Source organism: Pantoea sp. EEL5, from assembly GCF_049892805.1.
Taxonomy (GTDB): Bacteria; Pseudomonadota; Gammaproteobacteria; order Enterobacterales; family Enterobacteriaceae; genus Pantoea; species Pantoea ananatis.
In genome coordinates, this window is record NZ_JBNDNJ010000001.1 from 1,242,865 (window position 1) to 1,257,604 (window position 14,740).

Here is a 14,740-nt window from a genome sequence, read left to right on the forward strand (position 1 = left end):
TGGTCATCAAATACCGTTAGTGGACAGAGAACGATACCGGACAGCAGGTGGCACGCATCCTGCTGAAATAATATCGCTTTTGTTCACGGGCTTTTAATCAGAAGCCATGCTGCCAATGGCCTCAAGCCCCACTCGCTGTCCGTAAGAAAGCTCCAGCGTATTGCCATCAGGATCAGCGAAGAAAACGTAATAACCCACAGGATCACCCGCATTTTCAGGCTCTTTACGCAAAACACCTTCAGCGCGCGCCATTTTAATTTTCTTATCCATTTCTTCCCGGCTGGCACATGCCACGCCGAGATGCCCAAAGTGACCTAAGGGCGTGTCTGTGACCTTGTCTGACTGAACCAAAACCAGCGCAAATGGACGGCTGTGATCACTGAGCCATGCCACTTTACGTGCATCCGGAACGTTGGGTTCGCGACGGTGGACAACAACCATACCGGCATAGCGTTCATAAAAAGCAATGCTCTTATCTAAGTCTCTGACAGCGAATGCCACGTGCGTAAAACCAACATCGACTATTTTCATATACCCAATCCGCCCAATGCGTAGCAAAACATGCATTCTAAAAGCTCAGGTTAAGTTTAGGTCAAGCTTAAAGACCGGTTTGAGCCGCTGAAAATATTCGAATGGGACAAACTGCGTCCTGTTATGGTGCCGTTGCGGAAGCATCATCCCTGTAAAGGGTTATTCAACCCACCTCCAACACCGCCCCTTCTTCAACACGCGGGTCTGATATGAAACAGAACCTGTGCAGGAATTTACGTCGATTGTTGCCGCCATTTCCTGACGTGGTCAATCAGGGCGCGAAGCTTTGGGGCCATATTGCGACGCTGAGGGAAATACAGATAGAAGCCTGGAAATGTTGGCAGAAAGTCATCAAGTACGGATACAAGCTCACCGCTCTCAATATAGGGCCTGAACGTTTCCTGAGTGGCCAGTGTGATGCCTCCGCCGGTTAGAGCCAGCCTCAACATCAGACGCAGATCATTAGTGGTAATTTGCGGCTCAATCGCAAGGTCGAACGCGCTTCCGTTCTCTTCAAATGGCCAGCGATAAGGCGGAATATGCGGGGACTGGCGCCAGCCGATACACTGGTGATGTACAAGATCGCGCGGATGAACAGGCAGGCCGTTGGCAGTGAAGTAGGAAGGGGATGCGACCACCATTTCGCGTTGCTCACCGGTCAGGGGAACCGCAATCATGTCTTTTTCAATGACTTCTCCAAGCCTTACGCCGGCATCGTAACCTGCAGCCACGATATCAAACTCTTCGTCCGTCACAACAATATCGAGCGTCACGGCCGGATTGGCCGCTGCAAACGAAGCGATCAACGGACCTGACAGGAATTCTTCCGCTATCGATGTCACCGCGATTCTGAGAAGTCCACGTGGCGCAGGGTCAGAAACGATCTCTTCGAACGCAGCGTTAATTCCGGTTAAAGGTAATGACAGCGATTTATGCAGTCGTTCTCCCGCTTCCGTTAAATTAACCGCGCGGGTGGTGCGCATGACAAGCATCGTCCCGAAAGTATCTTCAAGCCGTCTCATTCCCTGACTGACCGCCGAACGAGTCACACCCAGCCGTGCGGCGGCTTTACTGAAATTACCTTCTTCTGCTACCGCGATAAAAACGGGCAAAAGGTTAAGATCGATTTTCATTGTTTAATGCTGCTAACCACTGAGTACATTGAAAGCAGGATACCTGAACTTATCGTAACGTCCTATTCTCTCTCCGAACCCATTTGAAGGAGAACGTTATGAATAAGGTTATATTAATTACCGGCGCATCCAGTGGTATTGGGGAAGGTATTGCCAGAGAGTTAGGGGCGACAGGCGCGAAGGTGTTACTGGGAGCACGCAGACTGGCGCGTATTGAAGCCATTGCAGCGGAAATCTGCAGCGCAGGCGGTATCGCGCAAGCACATTTGTTGGATGTCACAGACCGGGTATCTATGGCCGCTTTTGTTCAGGCCGCGCTGGATAACTGGGGCAGGGTTGATGTTCTCATCAATAATGCGGGCGTTATGCCGCTTTCACCGCTTGCAGCCGGAAAACAGGACGAATGGGAACGCATCATTGACGTAAATATCAAGGGCGTGCTGTGGGGAATGGGTGCCGTACTTCCGTTGATGGAAGCGCAGGGTTCCGGACAGATAATCAATATTGGCTCGATTGGCGCCCTTTCTGTCGTACCCACCGCCGCGGTCTACTGTGCCTCCAAGTTCGCCGTACGGGCTATTTCTGATGGCCTGCGGCAGGAAAGCTCAAAAATCCGCGTGACCTGTGTCAATCCAGGGGTGGTAGAAAGTGAACTGGCGTCGACGATTACCCATGCGGAAACGATGGCGGCAATGGACGCTTACCGTTCTGTTGCCCTTAAACCCGCGGATATTGCCCGTGCCGTAAGGCACATTATTGAAGCGCCTGAAAACGTTGACACAACAGAAATAACTATCAGACCCACAGCGTCGCCAAACTGAAGCGTGAGTTAACTGTCATGTGCACTTTTCATTCAATACATCGGGAGCAACATTTACAGGGTAACGTTCTGTCTGTTATCTGACGCTGTGGATGCTGGGTGTTAAGCACATCTCTGTTATCAACAGGCATGCATCAGCATGAACGCATCTCAAAAAATGTGGCCTTCAGTAAAGACAGGGATCTCAATATTTATTTGTCACGAAACGCATTGTGCAGAAGTCGCCACATATGATGAGCTGCTGGCGTAAAGCGCCTGTCCGAGTTCCGTAGCAGGTGACACTGGGCGCTACTGGCGATCGGGTGGTCGAGTGGAACGGCGACAAGCGCGCCCTGGCGAATAGGATCGGCAGCGGCGTAGGCCGTCATAAACGAGACGCCGAGCCCCGCCTGGCTGAGGTGCATGGCGGTGGAGAAGAGGTTGCATCGGTAGGCCGGGTGAAATTGCAAACCCTGGCTTTTGAACATCGCATTCATGTGCCGCTGCAGGCCGAAGTTCTCCGTCAGGGCAATAAGCGGGTGAGCGGTCAACTCTTCAATGGTAATGCTGGCGCGATTGGCAATGGGGTGCTGCGGCGCGACGACGGCACAAATCGGCCCCCACTGAAAGCTGTGGCGCTTGAGTTCCGGTGTGCCGATCGGGCCAAAGGCCAGCGCCATATCCGCTTCGCCGCTCACGATATCGTTCATCATCTCCTGCATGCTGCCCACGACAATATCGACAAACACCTGCGGGTAACACTGGGCAAACTCACGCATGACGCCCTCAATAAACGCCGTGATCAATCCGCCGCCGATGCGCACCGAAATCGTCCCGCCGCGCATATGGCGCAGATCTTTAAGCTGACTCTCCAGCTTTTCGCGCCGCTGACGGCTGGTAAAATAATCCGCCGCCAGCAGGCGTCCCGCTTCGGTCAACACCACATTACGCCCGCGCCGTTCCAGCAGGGGAAGCTGCAGCGAACGTTCAAGCTGGGCAATCTGCCGGCTGACCACGGATGCGTTAACGCCGAGGATATCTGCCGCGCGGCGAATGCCGCCCTGGTTACCGACTTCATACAGATAACCCACCTGTTTATCCTGGAACATCTGCCACACTTCCTCGTTACTGTTGACCAGAGAGCAACAATAACATCATTTGATGGCTATTTATCAAGCCGTTTAAATAGTGATAATCAAATTAATGGCCAGGCGTTGAGAGAGCGTAAATAAAAAAGTAAAAGTGCTCTTATTGCACCAACAATGCGCCCCAAAAGGGTGAGGGAATACTTTGTTGCGATTCGAAGCAGGCGTAATGAAATAGCAATTCCCGGCAAAAAAATAAATTTCTTGCGAGTTTTAGCGAGGGGGTTTTATTGCGCCATTAATCTTAATAAAAGGCATTTATTTTACGGCTGGGCTATTCAGGCATGGATCCTGCTTAGTATCAGGACTTTTCCCTTACAGATGTAAAGAGAGATGATATGAGCGAACCAAAAACACTGAATGAGCCAGAAAAAGAGGCCACAGAGGCGTGGAACGTCGGGCCCGGCGCGTGGATCTCACTGGTCATTGTGCTGCTTGTCTTTTCAGGCTTCTTTTTCAAGGTTGACGGCATGGCATGGCTGGGCGCGTTTGATTTCACCACGCTTGGCGGCGCGTTCGGCACCATGAAGACGCCGGAAACCAACACCTTTATCGGCAGCGGCGGCATCAGTGCCAAAGCGGGTTTCCTCTTCGCGCTTTCGCTGGTGCCCACGGTGATGCTGGCACTTGGCCTGCTGGAAATCTTCACCCATTATGGCGCGATCCGCGCAGCACATAAATTACTCACGCCGCTGTTAAAACCACTGCTCGGCCTTCCGGGTTATACCGGCCTTGCGCTGATTACCGACCTGCAAAGTACCGATGCCGGCGCGGCATTAACGAAAGAGCTCTATGACAGCAAAAAGATCACCCGCAAAGACTTGGTGATTATGGGATCCTGGCAATACTCCGGCGCCGGGTTGATTAATAACTATTTTTCTATCGGCTCGGCGATGTTCGCTTCACTCACCATCCCGATTATTATTCCGTTGGTTTTAATGTTTGTGCTTAAATTCGTTGGCGCAGCCGTGGTGCGACTGGCATTAAATACTGTTTATAAGCGAGATTTCGACAATGAGTAATCAGGCAAAAGTCTCCAGTAATCCGTTTGATATTTTCGTAATTGGTGCGCGCAAGGGTTTTAATATTGCCATTAATAATTTGATGCCGAATGTATTAATGGCCTACGTGATCGCCGAAATGCTTAATTTGTTAGGGGTGATGCAGATTATTGGCCACGTGTGCGCACCGTTGATGGGGCTATTCGGCCTGCCCGGTGAGGCGATCACCGTGTTGTTAACCGCCTGGCTCTCGTCATCTGCCGGAACCGGCGTTGCCATCAGCCTGCTGAGCAAAGGCCAGCTTGATATAGGGCAGATCACGATTCTTGCGCCCGCCATCTTTTTGATGGGTTCGCAACTCCAGTACATGGGGCGCCTGCTGGGCGTGGCCGATGTACCGAAAAAGTACTGGCCGCTACTGATGGCGGTCAGCATTCTCAATGCCGTAATCGCCATGTTGATTATGCGCGTTATTGCCTGAGCATTAAGGAGTAAGACGTGTCACCTACACTTGAGCACTTTAATTACCTGCACCAGATCCCGGAACTGGGGTTCGAAGAGTACAAGACGTCCGCCTACATCGCGGGCGTGCTGGAGGCGGCAGGCTACCAGGTCACGCGCCAGGTTAATAACACCACCGGTATTGTCGCGGTGCTGGACAGCGGTAAGCCCGGCCCGACCTTAGCGCTGCGCGCCGATATGGATGCGCTGGGGCATATCATTGACGGCAAACATGTGGCGCGCCACACCTGCGGGCACGATGGTCACTCCACCGTCGTATTGACCACGGCCCAGGAGGTGATGGCTGAGGAGCGGGTGAAAAAGGGCAGGCTGAAGCTGATCTTCCAGCCTGCTGAGGAGTTAGGCACCGGCGCGATAGCCCTGACCGAAGGCGGCGTGTTGGATGATGTTGATATGTTGCTTGGCTTTCATCTGCGCCCGCTGGAGGAGTGCCCGATGGGCCAGGCCGTGCCGGCAATGTACTACTCCGCGTCCGCCACGGTGGAAGTGATGTTTCATGGCAAAGCGGCGCACGCTGCGCGCCCGCACTTAGGCGTTAACGCGCTGGATGCCGCCGCCCATGCGGTGCAGGCGGTAAACGGCATTCATCTTGCGCCCTCGCTGACATGGAGCGCGAAAGCGACGCGTTTTCTCTGCGATGCGGGCGTGACCAACTCGATTCCTGATCGCGCGCAGGTGTGCTGGGATCTGCGCGCCGCAGAGAACGAAGCGATGGATAGCCTCAAACCTCAGGTAATACGCGCGATTGAGAGCAGCGCCGCCGCGTATGGTGCGCGCGCGGAAATTCGCATTCTGAAAGAGATGCCCGCCGCGATTATCCATGACGAGGCAACAGCGGTCATCACACGTGCTATCCGCAGTGTGTTTGGTGAAACCGGCCTCACCGCGGCTAAATCGACACCTGGCAGTGAAGATTTCTTCCACTATCTGCGTCTTCGGCCTCAAATCAAAGGCGGCTTCTGGGGACTGGGCGCCAACCTGACGCCCGGCCTGCATCATCCGGAGATGCATTTTGACCGCGATGCGCTGGCGCTGGGAGTGAAAGTGTTTAAGGCCTGTGTGGAGGATGTGCTGGGCTGACGATCAGCATTACAGTGACGTGCCGTGCTCGTCGGATATCAGTATTGCAGAAGAGAGGGCCGACAATGCTGTCCGACGTTCGCGGCCATCATCGTGAAGCCGTTACGGGCATCCTTTTCAGGTGAGTGGCCCTGTGACTTGTACCCAAGCGTAAACGTTGCTTTTCGCCGGGCTTTGCTGTCTGCCGGGGAGGAGGTCACCGGTATCCGTCACCGTCACGGGGGGCCAATTTCACCCTCTTTAGCGATATCGGTTACCGGATGGGCTGGTGGCACAGATGGCGACGAATGCCTAACCGAACGCCTCTGCCTGAAATGGCGAATCGGGTTGTTTTGTCGTGCGCCACAGGGTAAAAACGGGACAAAGCGTCGGCTATGTTTTTTGCTGCTTGTCGGCAAAACGCTGAAAAATCAGTGACCGGTCCGGTTGCCGTACTCATCAATAACTTTTTCGCCATCCTCTTTCGTAAAGGCTCCCTTCTGTGACTCAGGCAGAATGCCCAGAACGGCCTCAGACGGACGACAGAGCCTTGTGCCGAGCGGCGTCACGACTATCGGACGGTTGATGAGGACAGGATGAGCCAGCATAGCATCCAGCAGTTCATCATCATTGAACCGATCTTCGGCCAGCCCCAGATGTTCATACGGCTCTGTGTTTTTGCGCAGCAGATCGCGCACGCGGATCCCCATATCCGCTATCCGTTTTTTAAGCTCGTCGCGGGAGGGTGGCGTCTCCAGATATAAAATCACTGTTGGCTCCACGCCACTGTTGCGGATAAGCGCCAGGGCGTTACGCGACGTCCCACAGGCCGGGTTGTGGTAAATGATGATGTTAGTCATAAATGGCACTCCGTTACGGGGCTACGCTGGCGCAGTCACGTTGTAAAGGTTAAACAGAAAGACGCAGGGCCAGCGCCGCCAGCGTGACAAAAAGTACCGGCAGGGTCATCACAACGCCCACGCGGAAGTAGTTGCTCCAGCTGATGGTGATATTTTTCTGCGCCAGAACGTGTAGCCACAGCAGGGTCGCCAGGCTGCCGATGGGGGTGATTTTCGGACCAAGATCGCAACCGATGATATTGGCGTAAATCATCGCCTCTTTCACCACACCCTCAGCCGTGCTGCCATCAATGGAAAGGGCACCGACCAGGACGGTAGGCATGTTGTTCATCACCGATGACAGAAAGGCCGTCAGAAAACCGGTAGCGAATGTGGCTCCCCATACACCATGCTCTGCAAACCCGTTCAGGGCGGACGAGAGGTAATCCGTCAGTCCGGCGTTACGCAGGCCATAAACCACCAGATACATACCCAGCGAGAAGGTGACGATCTGCCAGGGCGCGCCTTTCAGGACTTTACGGGTATCAATCACCTGTCCTTTACGGGCAACCAGCCACAGAATAAATGCCGCGACCGCAGCAACCAGACTGACCGGAACGCCGAGCGGCTCCAGAGCAAAAAAACCGGTCAGCAACAGACACAGAACCAGCCATCCGGCTTTAAAGGTTCGCACGTCACGAATGGCTTCCCGTGGTACCTTTAGTTTTGCCATGTCATAGGCGACCGGGATGTCTTTACGGAAGAAGAAGTGAAGCATAACCAGCGTGGCCGCCACGGATGCCATGTTGACCGGCATCATGACAGACGCGTATTCGCTGAATCCCAGCTTAAAAAAGTCCGCCGTCACGATGTTAACCAGGTTCGATACGATGAGTGGCAGGCTGGATGTGTCAGCGATAAAACCTGCCGCCATCACAAACGCCAGCGTTGCGCCGGGGCTGAAGCCCAGCGCCAACAGCATGGCAATGACAACAGGCGTCAGGATCAGTGCCGCCCCGTCATTCGCAAACAAGGCCGCCACTGCCGCACCCAGCAGAACACTATACGTGAACAGCAGCCTGCCTTTACCGCCACCCCATCGGGAAACGTGCAGGGCAGCCCACTCAAAAAAACCAGATTCATCGAGCAGCAGGCTGATGATAATCACCGCGATAAACGTGGCCGTCGCGTTCCAAACGATCTGCCAGACGGCCGTAATATCGCCGAAATGCACTACGCCCGTCAGCAGGGCCAGCGCAGCCCCGATAACAGCACTCCAGCCAATACTCAGCCCTTTTGGCTGCCAGATAACCAGTACCAGTGTCAGGACGAATATAGCGCCTGCCAGAAACATACTTTTTCCTTTTAATACAAAGTCTGGTAAACAGGACGTAAGACAGCCCTGCAAACAGATATGAAAAATCATATGTGTTTGAGTAAATTTTTAAATGCAGACAGGCTTGCCGTTGGTGGTCGCGTTATTCCTTTCAGCCTGCTGGCTGAGTTGCAGAATGTCATCGCGCTGACACAGGTAAGCCTGCTCGATCACCATAGCAGCCCATGCGGGCATGTGTGGTGACAACCGATAATGAATCCATTTGCCGTCACGCCTGTCAATAAGCAGACCACTGTCTCTGAGCAGTGCCAGATGCCGTGAAATTTTAGGCTGACTTTGCCTCAGGATTGACGTGAGTTCACAGACGCAAAGCTCGCCTTTTTCACGCAACAGCAGTACCAGACTGAGGCGTGTTTCATCCGAAAAATTTTTGAAAAGCTGAAGAGGCTGAAGTTGAGGCATGCTGACTCCTGATTACGGAACAGAAGACATTGTTGCTGTCTGTCTACGGCGAGTCAATAACATATTTGCTAATTCATATGTATTGACTCACTCATGGCTCATCTTCGGATATTCCGTCCAGGGTTTACCTGCACAGTAAAGCCAGGGATCATTTACGATTCGGTAAAGGGGATTAAATCATATTGCGTAAAGGCACGTTTTGCTAAAGAGAACGATCGTTTCCTAAAATACACTTCAACAGCTGATATCAAGCCTACAACTTTATAAACAAGTAACAGTAAACCCTTAAATCGCGTTCCCAGAGCTGACATTGTACAAAAACGCCTCCAAGCCCGACGCCATGAGCGCCATTGCACGCTACTTCGACAGTGCGTCACTGCCTACTCAGCAGGAAACGCTGGGAAGCATTGCGTCAGAAATCCTTCGCGCAGGAAAAAGCCTGAACCGCACGGCCATTTGTAGCAAGCTTGTCCGTCGCCTGGAACTGGCAGGAAGTGCAGAAGAAGAGCAGCACTACTGTGAACTCCTTCGTATTTTATTCGGCCCTAAAGCCGGGAACTGATGCCCTACGACTGCCAGGCTGAACCCCAATACTCGTTTTTCCCACTCATCTCCCTCACGTTGACCGCTTTTGCCGCTGCATAATTCCTGAGGCATAATCTTACGCCGTCATTACTCACATGTTCAGAGCCGTGGCCTGGAGATATTCAGGGGAACGCTGAAACGCGCGCAGTGGTTACATCGAAAAGTGATACCCCCTGGTTATCATGTCTCAAAACCGGACATTTATATGCTGACGCCAGTTAACTCTCTGCTTACTGCGAAGCGTACCTGTTACTTCTGAGATTATTCACTGTTACCTGGCTCAAAGTACGGAGTAATCAGCATATGAGGAATAGCGAGAGAAGCGAGCGCAGCAAATAGCGATTTAATGTCTGCGTCACTAGAGGGGTACATAATACAGGTTGTCACGGCCGCCAGCAGAATTGCCGCTAAAAGCACCGGCCAGGTCGCATAAAGGTAACCTGTGTAATGAGCATAACCCAACTGAATTCGACGTAACCGGGTTTGCGGCAGGGCATGCAGAATTAAAAAACCCATGGAAAAGCCGACAAAAGGTGGAAGGATCAGCAAGGCCAGCGTTCCGGTAATGAGCCGCACATCGTGACGAATCAATCCGGTGATAACCAGGCTAAGGGTACAAAGTGCGCCCGCGTTAGCCATGAAAAACGTCACGGAACTGAGCAGTGAGGGTGTCAGTCCTGCCTGGTGAAGGATGATGTTGTATTCTCGCAGGTGGAAGAAGGCTGGGGTCGCTATCATGCTGACTCCTCTGGCAAGGCGCTCTGACATCCCTCCCTTTGGCGCATCCTCAAGGGCAAAATGCAGCGCAGATGCCAGCAAGAAACCGGGTAATGCCAGTGCCGGCGACCAGTGCCACCAGAACAGGCAAAGCAGGATGATCACGCCATAAGCCGCCAGGAATGGCAACTTACGCCCGCGTTTTACTATTGCCAGATCGCTGGCACCGTGTGCCATGCCAATCACACCTATTGCTACTATGGCAAACATTAACTGTACGCGCAGCGGACTGAAAGAGGCAGCCAGCGCTGCCCCCCACAGTCCTGTCCAGCTGGCAGTTTGCCGCAGACTCATACCCGCACAGCACCATCTGATGTGGAATGGCGCAGCGCTTTTTCAAGACTGGATGCAGCGTAAAAGGCGTAAAACACCTTGGCGATGATATCAAGAACCAGGAATGCCCATACGGACGCAGGGTCGGTGATGACTTTTAATCCTTCCGGACCGACAAGGAAAACGATAGGGTAGATAAACCAGACCACCGTCAGCAATGCGACGTTTTTGTTGTAAGCGACCGCCATCGCCCTGCCGCGTCCAGCGGCAATCGTACGCAGCGGTCCCCACAGGAGGTAAACCACGCCAAGAAACGCAGCACAGGACCAGAGATACCACACCCATTTTGCGGCGAACGTTGTCGCCAGTGCAGAGACCAGACCGGTAATAATCATCATCACATCCAGAATGATGATAGCCGTTAAAAAACCACCCATCTCACCCGGTTTACTCTGTTCATGAAAGGCGACCATAACCAGCCCCGCCAGTAATACAGGTGTAGTGACGGACCAGTCAGCATAGCGGGCGAGATAAACGATGCTGCCACTTTCGGTCGCCAGATTACCGAAACCAAATGCCATTGCCAGATAAGCGGTTGCCGCAATAAAAGGGACCGAGGCATGCATTAACGTATGATGCCGGAGGGGGAATATTTTTTTGCCTGAGGCATAAATCACCAATGACGCAAGTGCCATGACCGAAAACCCGATCAAAAATGCGGTTTGATCCATAATACTTTCTCCTTGCACAGACGCCCTCACAGGGCCGTTTGCGCTGCCATAAATTGAAATTGTTTTATATTCCGAATGAGAATATGCATAAAGTATATGACGTGCCGTTCAAATTGCTAATGATGCAACAGTGTGGACGGAAACTTCGGCGAAATACATTGAATAAGTGATTCTTTATTCGTCGAGTCCGGAGGGGTAAATGTAAAAATCTGTTTCACCAATTTTCATTTTTAACAATTTGTATCCAATGAAAAAATAGGGGAATTTTATTTTTTCTTTTAATATTATTAAGTTAAATTTTTTTGTGGTCTTAGGGAATTTGAAGGTAAATAATATGAAAGAGAAAAAATTATATTATTCGCTAGAGAAAATAAAACACTGTACTAAGTAAAGGATAAGGTTTCTAAACAGGTCAATGGCGCTGTGTTAATTGGAACTTTATATAATAACAGGTCGTTACTACGTCGCTGGCGTGATTTTCTAAAAGAAACCAGCTGACTTAATATGGCGGTCGTGACCTACTCTCATTGATCAATACATCGCGATTTTAGTCATGTCCGCTTTTGACACAGAGCGGACATGAATTCAGTGCAATTTTGGCTGAGAGCAACCAGCGGGGTAGCTCTTAATGGAAATGTCTGCGTTTTCATTCACCCAGCACATCACCTAAATTTTGGGGATATCGTTTCTGATTTGCCCGGAAAATGTTTTGGTGGAAAATTTCAAACGCGACAAAGCTCGTTGGCCCTTACTTTCCATTCGTCAAGCTGAGTGGGATGTTCAAAAGAGTAATAGACGCGAGCATCCTCAGGCAGAATATTACGCAGTGCCTGCATACAATTGGCCTCGCAGGGCCGCAATTCAATATAGGCAGCCGTGATGGGTATTACATCATCGGTGGAATAGCGCTCGATGCGGTCTATCGCGGCAACTAGCGCCGCCATTTCGCCATGTAGCCTGACCCAGTTATGGGTATAGATTCCTGGTGGCATGCTTACCTGCATCCGACTGTTTCCGAACGCATAACGAATATTCCCCCGAAGCCTGTACTCGACTACTGCACAGCAAGACTCAGGACCGAAACCAGGTTGTTCCACTCGTTTCTTTTTGTCCTCCAGCGTGCGCCTGACAATCGGATAACCGGAATTGAGAGAGTATTCAGTTTTTATAAGTTGCATCAGAGACCCTTACACTTAACCATTATTAATAAATTATATGGAGTTACGGCGCAAAATTCCATATAAAAGGGCGCTAAGGGGTCGAAAAAGTTAAGTTTTTCTTAATTATAATTAGCGAGATTTAATCATCCTGCGTTTTCCTTCGGCTTTATCATCACGATACCTGCCGCTCCGCATCTATACTGGCCCACTTCATATCTGTCGTTCTGTCCAGCCAGTCCTTTATGGTTCGGGTCAGTGAGTATTCCGTCTGTAGTCATGACGGCTCAATCATCGGGTTTACCAGAGCCAGTGGAAATTTTACAGAGATGCGCTTTGTCGATGCCATCCCGCGGGGGAGAGCCACATTACTCCTGCAACAGGCCAGTCATGATCAGGGCGTTCATCAACTTGATGTTGATGAACAGAATCATCAGGCGGTTGCCTTTAACAAAAAGAAAGGCTTTATCAGGACGGGCCGCTTTGAGCCTGATGGTCAGGGAAGGCGCTGTGCATCATTGCATAGGCAACGAGCGTGAATATCAGCCGCATTATCTGCTGCCACCAGCGCCTGCCATGCTTGTTGTGTGATCGAATAAAACAGGCTGGGCGGCGCATTATCCACATCATGAATCTCTTTAAGAAATCGCAACCCGGTTTTTTCCAGCACGTGGATAGAGGCGTGATGATGGCTTCTTACCCGGGCTGATATCGTATCCAACCCCAGTTCGCGAAAACCATACTCCAGCGCGAAGCGCGACAGCTCCGTAGCGTAGCCCTTACCCCATGCGGTGGTGGCAAACCGATAGCCAAGATTATGAATGGTTTCGTCACCGTGAATGCGAACGCTCAGCCCACCGAAACCGATAAGGGTATCCGGTGCATCCTGGGTTGCTATCGCCCAGCTGTCATAGCCATAACGCTGGTACGATCGCAGTCTGTCGGCCAGCACCTTTTGCGCGTGAGCCAGGTCAGGATAAGGGCCTGCCGGGTTAAACGTATTGGTCGCGGGATCACCGTAAATCCTGAACAGATCCTTGTCATCGGAAGGGCGCATAGCTCTGAGCAATAAACGCGGGGTCTGAAGATGCACTATAAACCTCAGTGTAAGGCCATCTGAATGGCATATTATTAGCGCGTTTACCCGACGAGGAAAAGAGATGACGATTCAGCAATTGCGTATTGCCCGACCCGTTACGGATTTAGCCGAGAGCAGCGCAATGTACTGTTCGGGCCTGGGCCTGATGCCCATTGGGGAATTCACCGATCACGAGGGATTTAGTGGGGTGATGCTTGGCGACGAAACCCTGTCCTGGCATCTGGAATTTACCCACTGCCATCACCATCCCGTCAAACCGGCTTCAACAGCCGAGGATCTTCTGGTGCTGTATTTGCCCAGTGAAGCGGACTGGCAGCAACGCTGCCTCAGCCTGACCCGCGCAGGTTTTACGCGCGTAACATCGTTTAATCCCTACTGGGCGGAAAACGGCGCTACCTTCCAGGATAAAGACGGTTATCGTACGGTGCTTCAGCACGGCACCTGGCGATTGTAGTCCTCTTTTTCAGCCTCATCCCTTGAACCTGCCTGACGTCACAGGGGGCAAGTAGTGAGCGTGCGGTTAACGTGAACGACTGACGCAAAACCGCCAAATATGTCAGGCTGGCAAGGGCTTGGTGGCCGGGTAAACGCGTGGCATGATGAGGGACATCTTTCAGCGTAAGAGCCAACACGTGATCAATATTGCCTGCTTACATACCGCCGCCAGCAATATCGCCATTTTTGACGATGCTGCCCGTCAGCTTGAGCTGGACCATCTGCAGCTCAGCCATCTGGTCATGCCGCACCTGCTGGCTGAAGCTGAAGCCAGCGGCGGCCTGACCGCAGGACTGCACGAGCGGCTGGTTGCTCTGTTACGGGATCTGCAACCGCACTTCGATGTCATTCTGATCACCTGCTCGACATTAGGGCCGGTTTCCGAAGCCTTTACCTCATCCCGACAACCCTGCGCTGTCTGGCGTACCGACGGCATGTTGGCAAAAGCCGTGCATCAGAGCGCAAAGAAAACGGTGGTGCTCTGTGCGGCAGAATCCACGCTTGGCGCAACGCGTGCGCTGTTCTGTACCGACGGGCAAACGCCGGACATCCGCCTGATTCCCGAAGCCTGGCAACGCTTTAAAGCGGGAGATGGAGCGGGATATTTTCACTGCGTACGTACAGCGGTGGAACATGCCTGGCAGCAGGGCGCAGAGCGGGTGGTATTGGCACAGAGTTCGATGGCACCGGTTGCGCAGCAGTTTCCGCCTGAACGTCAGCCCCTGTCAGGTCCGCATCTGGCGCTGCTGCAGTGTCACCAGCAGGCTAACCGTTAAGGCCGCAACCTGGTTGCGGC

General features: G+C 52.3%; 17 protein-coding genes. 7 read left to right on the plus strand and 10 right to left on the minus strand.

The window, feature by feature from the left end:
* Positions 1 to 93 precede the first annotated feature (93 nt).
* Entirely contained in the window at positions 94 to 567 is a 474-nt protein-coding gene (locus tag ACPXSQ_RS06025) for a VOC family protein (protein ID WP_014605850.1), read from the minus strand.
* Positions 568 to 764: 197 nt separating this feature from the next.
* Positions 765 to 1,664 carry a LysR family transcriptional regulator gene (locus tag ACPXSQ_RS06030; RefSeq protein WP_116584504.1) on the minus strand — a complete coding sequence of 300 codons (900 nt, stop codon included), beginning with the start codon at positions 1,662 to 1,664 and terminating at the stop codon, positions 765 to 767.
* Between the two features lie 98 nt (positions 1,665 to 1,762).
* On the opposite strand from ACPXSQ_RS06030, the gene ACPXSQ_RS06035 reads away from it, so the two are divergent.
* Positions 1,763 to 2,485 carry an SDR family oxidoreductase gene (locus ACPXSQ_RS06035; RefSeq protein ID WP_019105227.1) on the plus strand — a complete coding sequence of 241 codons (723 nt, stop codon included), beginning with the start codon at positions 1,763 to 1,765 and terminating at the stop codon, positions 2,483 to 2,485.
* A gap of 190 nt (positions 2,486 to 2,675) precedes the next feature.
* Here the strand turns inward: ACPXSQ_RS06035 and ACPXSQ_RS06040 are convergent, their stop codons facing one another.
* Positions 2,676 to 3,572, minus strand: a complete 897-nt coding sequence (locus ACPXSQ_RS06040; RefSeq protein ID WP_019105226.1) for a LysR substrate-binding domain-containing protein — start codon at positions 3,570 to 3,572, stop codon at positions 2,676 to 2,678.
* Between the two features lie 374 nt (positions 3,573 to 3,946).
* On the opposite strand from ACPXSQ_RS06040, the gene ACPXSQ_RS06045 reads away from it, so the two are divergent.
* The 3 genes from ACPXSQ_RS06045 to ACPXSQ_RS06055 are packed head-to-tail and all read left to right on the plus strand — an operon-like array spanning position 3,947 to position 6,211.
* Positions 3,947 to 4,630, plus strand: a complete 684-nt coding sequence (locus ACPXSQ_RS06045) for a nucleoside recognition domain-containing protein (protein WP_426143119.1) — start codon at positions 3,947 to 3,949, stop codon at positions 4,628 to 4,630.
* Entirely contained in the window at positions 4,623 to 5,090 is a 468-nt protein-coding gene (locus ACPXSQ_RS06050) for a YjiG family protein (RefSeq protein WP_013025769.1), read from the plus strand. The genes ACPXSQ_RS06045 and ACPXSQ_RS06050 overlap by 8 nt, the downstream gene beginning before the upstream one ends.
* A gap of 17 nt (positions 5,091 to 5,107) precedes the next feature.
* The gene (locus ACPXSQ_RS06055) at positions 5,108 to 6,211 is read left to right on the plus strand and encodes a M20 peptidase aminoacylase family protein (RefSeq protein WP_014605846.1); all 1,104 of its coding nucleotides are present in this window, start codon (positions 5,108 to 5,110) and stop codon (positions 6,209 to 6,211) included.
* Between the two features lie 410 nt (positions 6,212 to 6,621).
* On the opposite strand, the gene arsC is transcribed toward ACPXSQ_RS06055, so the two are convergent.
* From arsC to ACPXSQ_RS06070, 3 genes are all read right to left on the minus strand, one after another.
* Positions 6,622 to 7,050, minus strand: a complete 429-nt coding sequence (gene arsC, locus ACPXSQ_RS06060) for a glutaredoxin-dependent arsenate reductase (protein ID WP_014593704.1) — start codon at positions 7,048 to 7,050, stop codon at positions 6,622 to 6,624.
* Positions 7,051 to 7,099: 49 nt separating this feature from the next.
* Positions 7,100 to 8,383, minus strand: a complete 1,284-nt coding sequence (locus tag ACPXSQ_RS06065) for an arsenic transporter (protein ID WP_015700314.1) — start codon at positions 8,381 to 8,383, stop codon at positions 7,100 to 7,102.
* A gap of 90 nt (positions 8,384 to 8,473) precedes the next feature.
* Positions 8,474 to 8,827 (minus strand): metalloregulator ArsR/SmtB family transcription factor, encoded by a 354-nt coding sequence (locus ACPXSQ_RS06070; RefSeq protein ID WP_013025773.1) that lies wholly within the window; start codon positions 8,825 to 8,827, stop codon positions 8,474 to 8,476.
* A 310-nt stretch (positions 8,828 to 9,137) separates the two neighbouring features.
* Here ACPXSQ_RS06070 and ycgZ point away from each other — a divergent pair, with 310 nt between their 5' ends.
* Entirely contained in the window at positions 9,138 to 9,389 is a 252-nt protein-coding gene (ycgZ, locus tag ACPXSQ_RS06075; protein WP_013025774.1) for a regulatory protein YcgZ, read from the plus strand.
* Between the two features lie 284 nt (positions 9,390 to 9,673).
* On the opposite strand, the gene ACPXSQ_RS06080 is transcribed toward ycgZ, so the two are convergent.
* The 4 genes from ACPXSQ_RS06080 to ACPXSQ_RS06095 all read right to left on the minus strand — a co-directional run bounded on the left by ACPXSQ_RS06080 (position 9,674) and on the right by ACPXSQ_RS06095 (position 13,443).
* A complete protein-coding gene (locus ACPXSQ_RS06080; protein WP_013025775.1) occupies positions 9,674 to 10,483 on the minus strand; it encodes a Brp/Blh family beta-carotene 15,15'-dioxygenase in 810 nt (269 codons plus the stop codon).
* Positions 10,480 to 11,193 (minus strand): bacteriorhodopsin, encoded by a 714-nt coding sequence (locus ACPXSQ_RS06085; RefSeq protein WP_014593707.1) that lies wholly within the window; start codon positions 11,191 to 11,193, stop codon positions 10,480 to 10,482. Before ACPXSQ_RS06085 ends, ACPXSQ_RS06080 begins: the two co-directional genes overlap by 4 nt.
* A 722-nt stretch (positions 11,194 to 11,915) precedes the next feature.
* A complete protein-coding gene (locus tag ACPXSQ_RS06090) occupies positions 11,916 to 12,371 on the minus strand; it encodes a hypothetical protein (RefSeq protein ID WP_014593708.1) in 456 nt (151 codons plus the stop codon).
* A 475-nt stretch (positions 12,372 to 12,846) separates the two neighbouring features.
* The gene (locus ACPXSQ_RS06095) at positions 12,847 to 13,443 is read right to left on the minus strand and encodes a GNAT family N-acetyltransferase (protein ID WP_041930795.1); all 597 of its coding nucleotides are present in this window, start codon (positions 13,441 to 13,443) and stop codon (positions 12,847 to 12,849) included.
* Positions 13,444 to 13,510: 67 nt separating this feature from the next.
* On the opposite strand from ACPXSQ_RS06095, the gene ACPXSQ_RS06100 reads away from it, so the two are divergent.
* Complete coding sequence (locus ACPXSQ_RS06100) at positions 13,511 to 13,903, plus strand: VOC family protein (RefSeq protein WP_014605841.1); 393 nt, start codon at positions 13,511 to 13,513, stop codon at positions 13,901 to 13,903.
* A gap of 142 nt (positions 13,904 to 14,045) precedes the next feature.
* Positions 14,046 to 14,720 (plus strand): hypothetical protein, encoded by a 675-nt coding sequence (locus ACPXSQ_RS06105; RefSeq protein ID WP_013025780.1) that lies wholly within the window; start codon positions 14,046 to 14,048, stop codon positions 14,718 to 14,720.
* The last annotated feature ends 20 nt before the right edge of the window (positions 14,721 to 14,740 follow it).

Bases quoted from the DNA above. Each gene is read 5' to 3' on its own strand.
- ACPXSQ_RS06025 (WP_014605850.1), bottom strand. From the start codon at position 567: ATGCATGTTTTGCTACGCATTGGGCGGATTGGGTATATGAAAATAGTC.
- ACPXSQ_RS06030 (WP_116584504.1), bottom strand. From the start codon at position 1,664: ATGAAAATCGATCTTAACCTTTTGCCCGTTTTTATCGCGGTAGCAGAA.
- ACPXSQ_RS06035 (WP_019105227.1), top strand. From the start codon at position 1,763: ATGAATAAGGTTATATTAATTACCGGCGCATCCAGTGGTATTGGGGAA.
- ACPXSQ_RS06040 (WP_019105226.1), bottom strand. From the start codon at position 3,572: ATGTTCCAGGATAAACAGGTGGGTTATCTGTATGAAGTCGGTAACCAG.
- ACPXSQ_RS06045 (WP_426143119.1), top strand. From the start codon at position 3,947: ATGAGCGAACCAAAAACACTGAATGAGCCAGAAAAAGAGGCCACAGAG.
- ACPXSQ_RS06050 (WP_013025769.1), top strand. From the start codon at position 4,623: ATGAGTAATCAGGCAAAAGTCTCCAGTAATCCGTTTGATATTTTCGTA.
- arsC (WP_014593704.1), bottom strand. From the start codon at position 7,050: ATGACTAACATCATCATTTACCACAACCCGGCCTGTGGGACGTCGCGT.
- ACPXSQ_RS06065 (WP_015700314.1), bottom strand. From the start codon at position 8,383: ATGTTTCTGGCAGGCGCTATATTCGTCCTGACACTGGTACTGGTTATC.
- ACPXSQ_RS06070 (WP_013025773.1), bottom strand. From the start codon at position 8,827: ATGCCTCAACTTCAGCCTCTTCAGCTTTTCAAAAATTTTTCGGATGAA.
- ACPXSQ_RS06080 (WP_013025775.1), bottom strand. From the start codon at position 10,483: ATGAGTCTGCGGCAAACTGCCAGCTGGACAGGACTGTGGGGGGCAGCG.
- ACPXSQ_RS06085 (WP_014593707.1), bottom strand. From the start codon at position 11,193: ATGGATCAAACCGCATTTTTGATCGGGTTTTCGGTCATGGCACTTGCG.
- ACPXSQ_RS06090 (WP_014593708.1), bottom strand. From the start codon at position 12,371: ATGCAACTTATAAAAACTGAATACTCTCTCAATTCCGGTTATCCGATT.
- ACPXSQ_RS06100 (WP_014605841.1), top strand. From the start codon at position 13,511: ATGACGATTCAGCAATTGCGTATTGCCCGACCCGTTACGGATTTAGCC.
- ACPXSQ_RS06105 (WP_013025780.1), top strand. From the start codon at position 14,046: ATGATGAGGGACATCTTTCAGCGTAAGAGCCAACACGTGATCAATATT.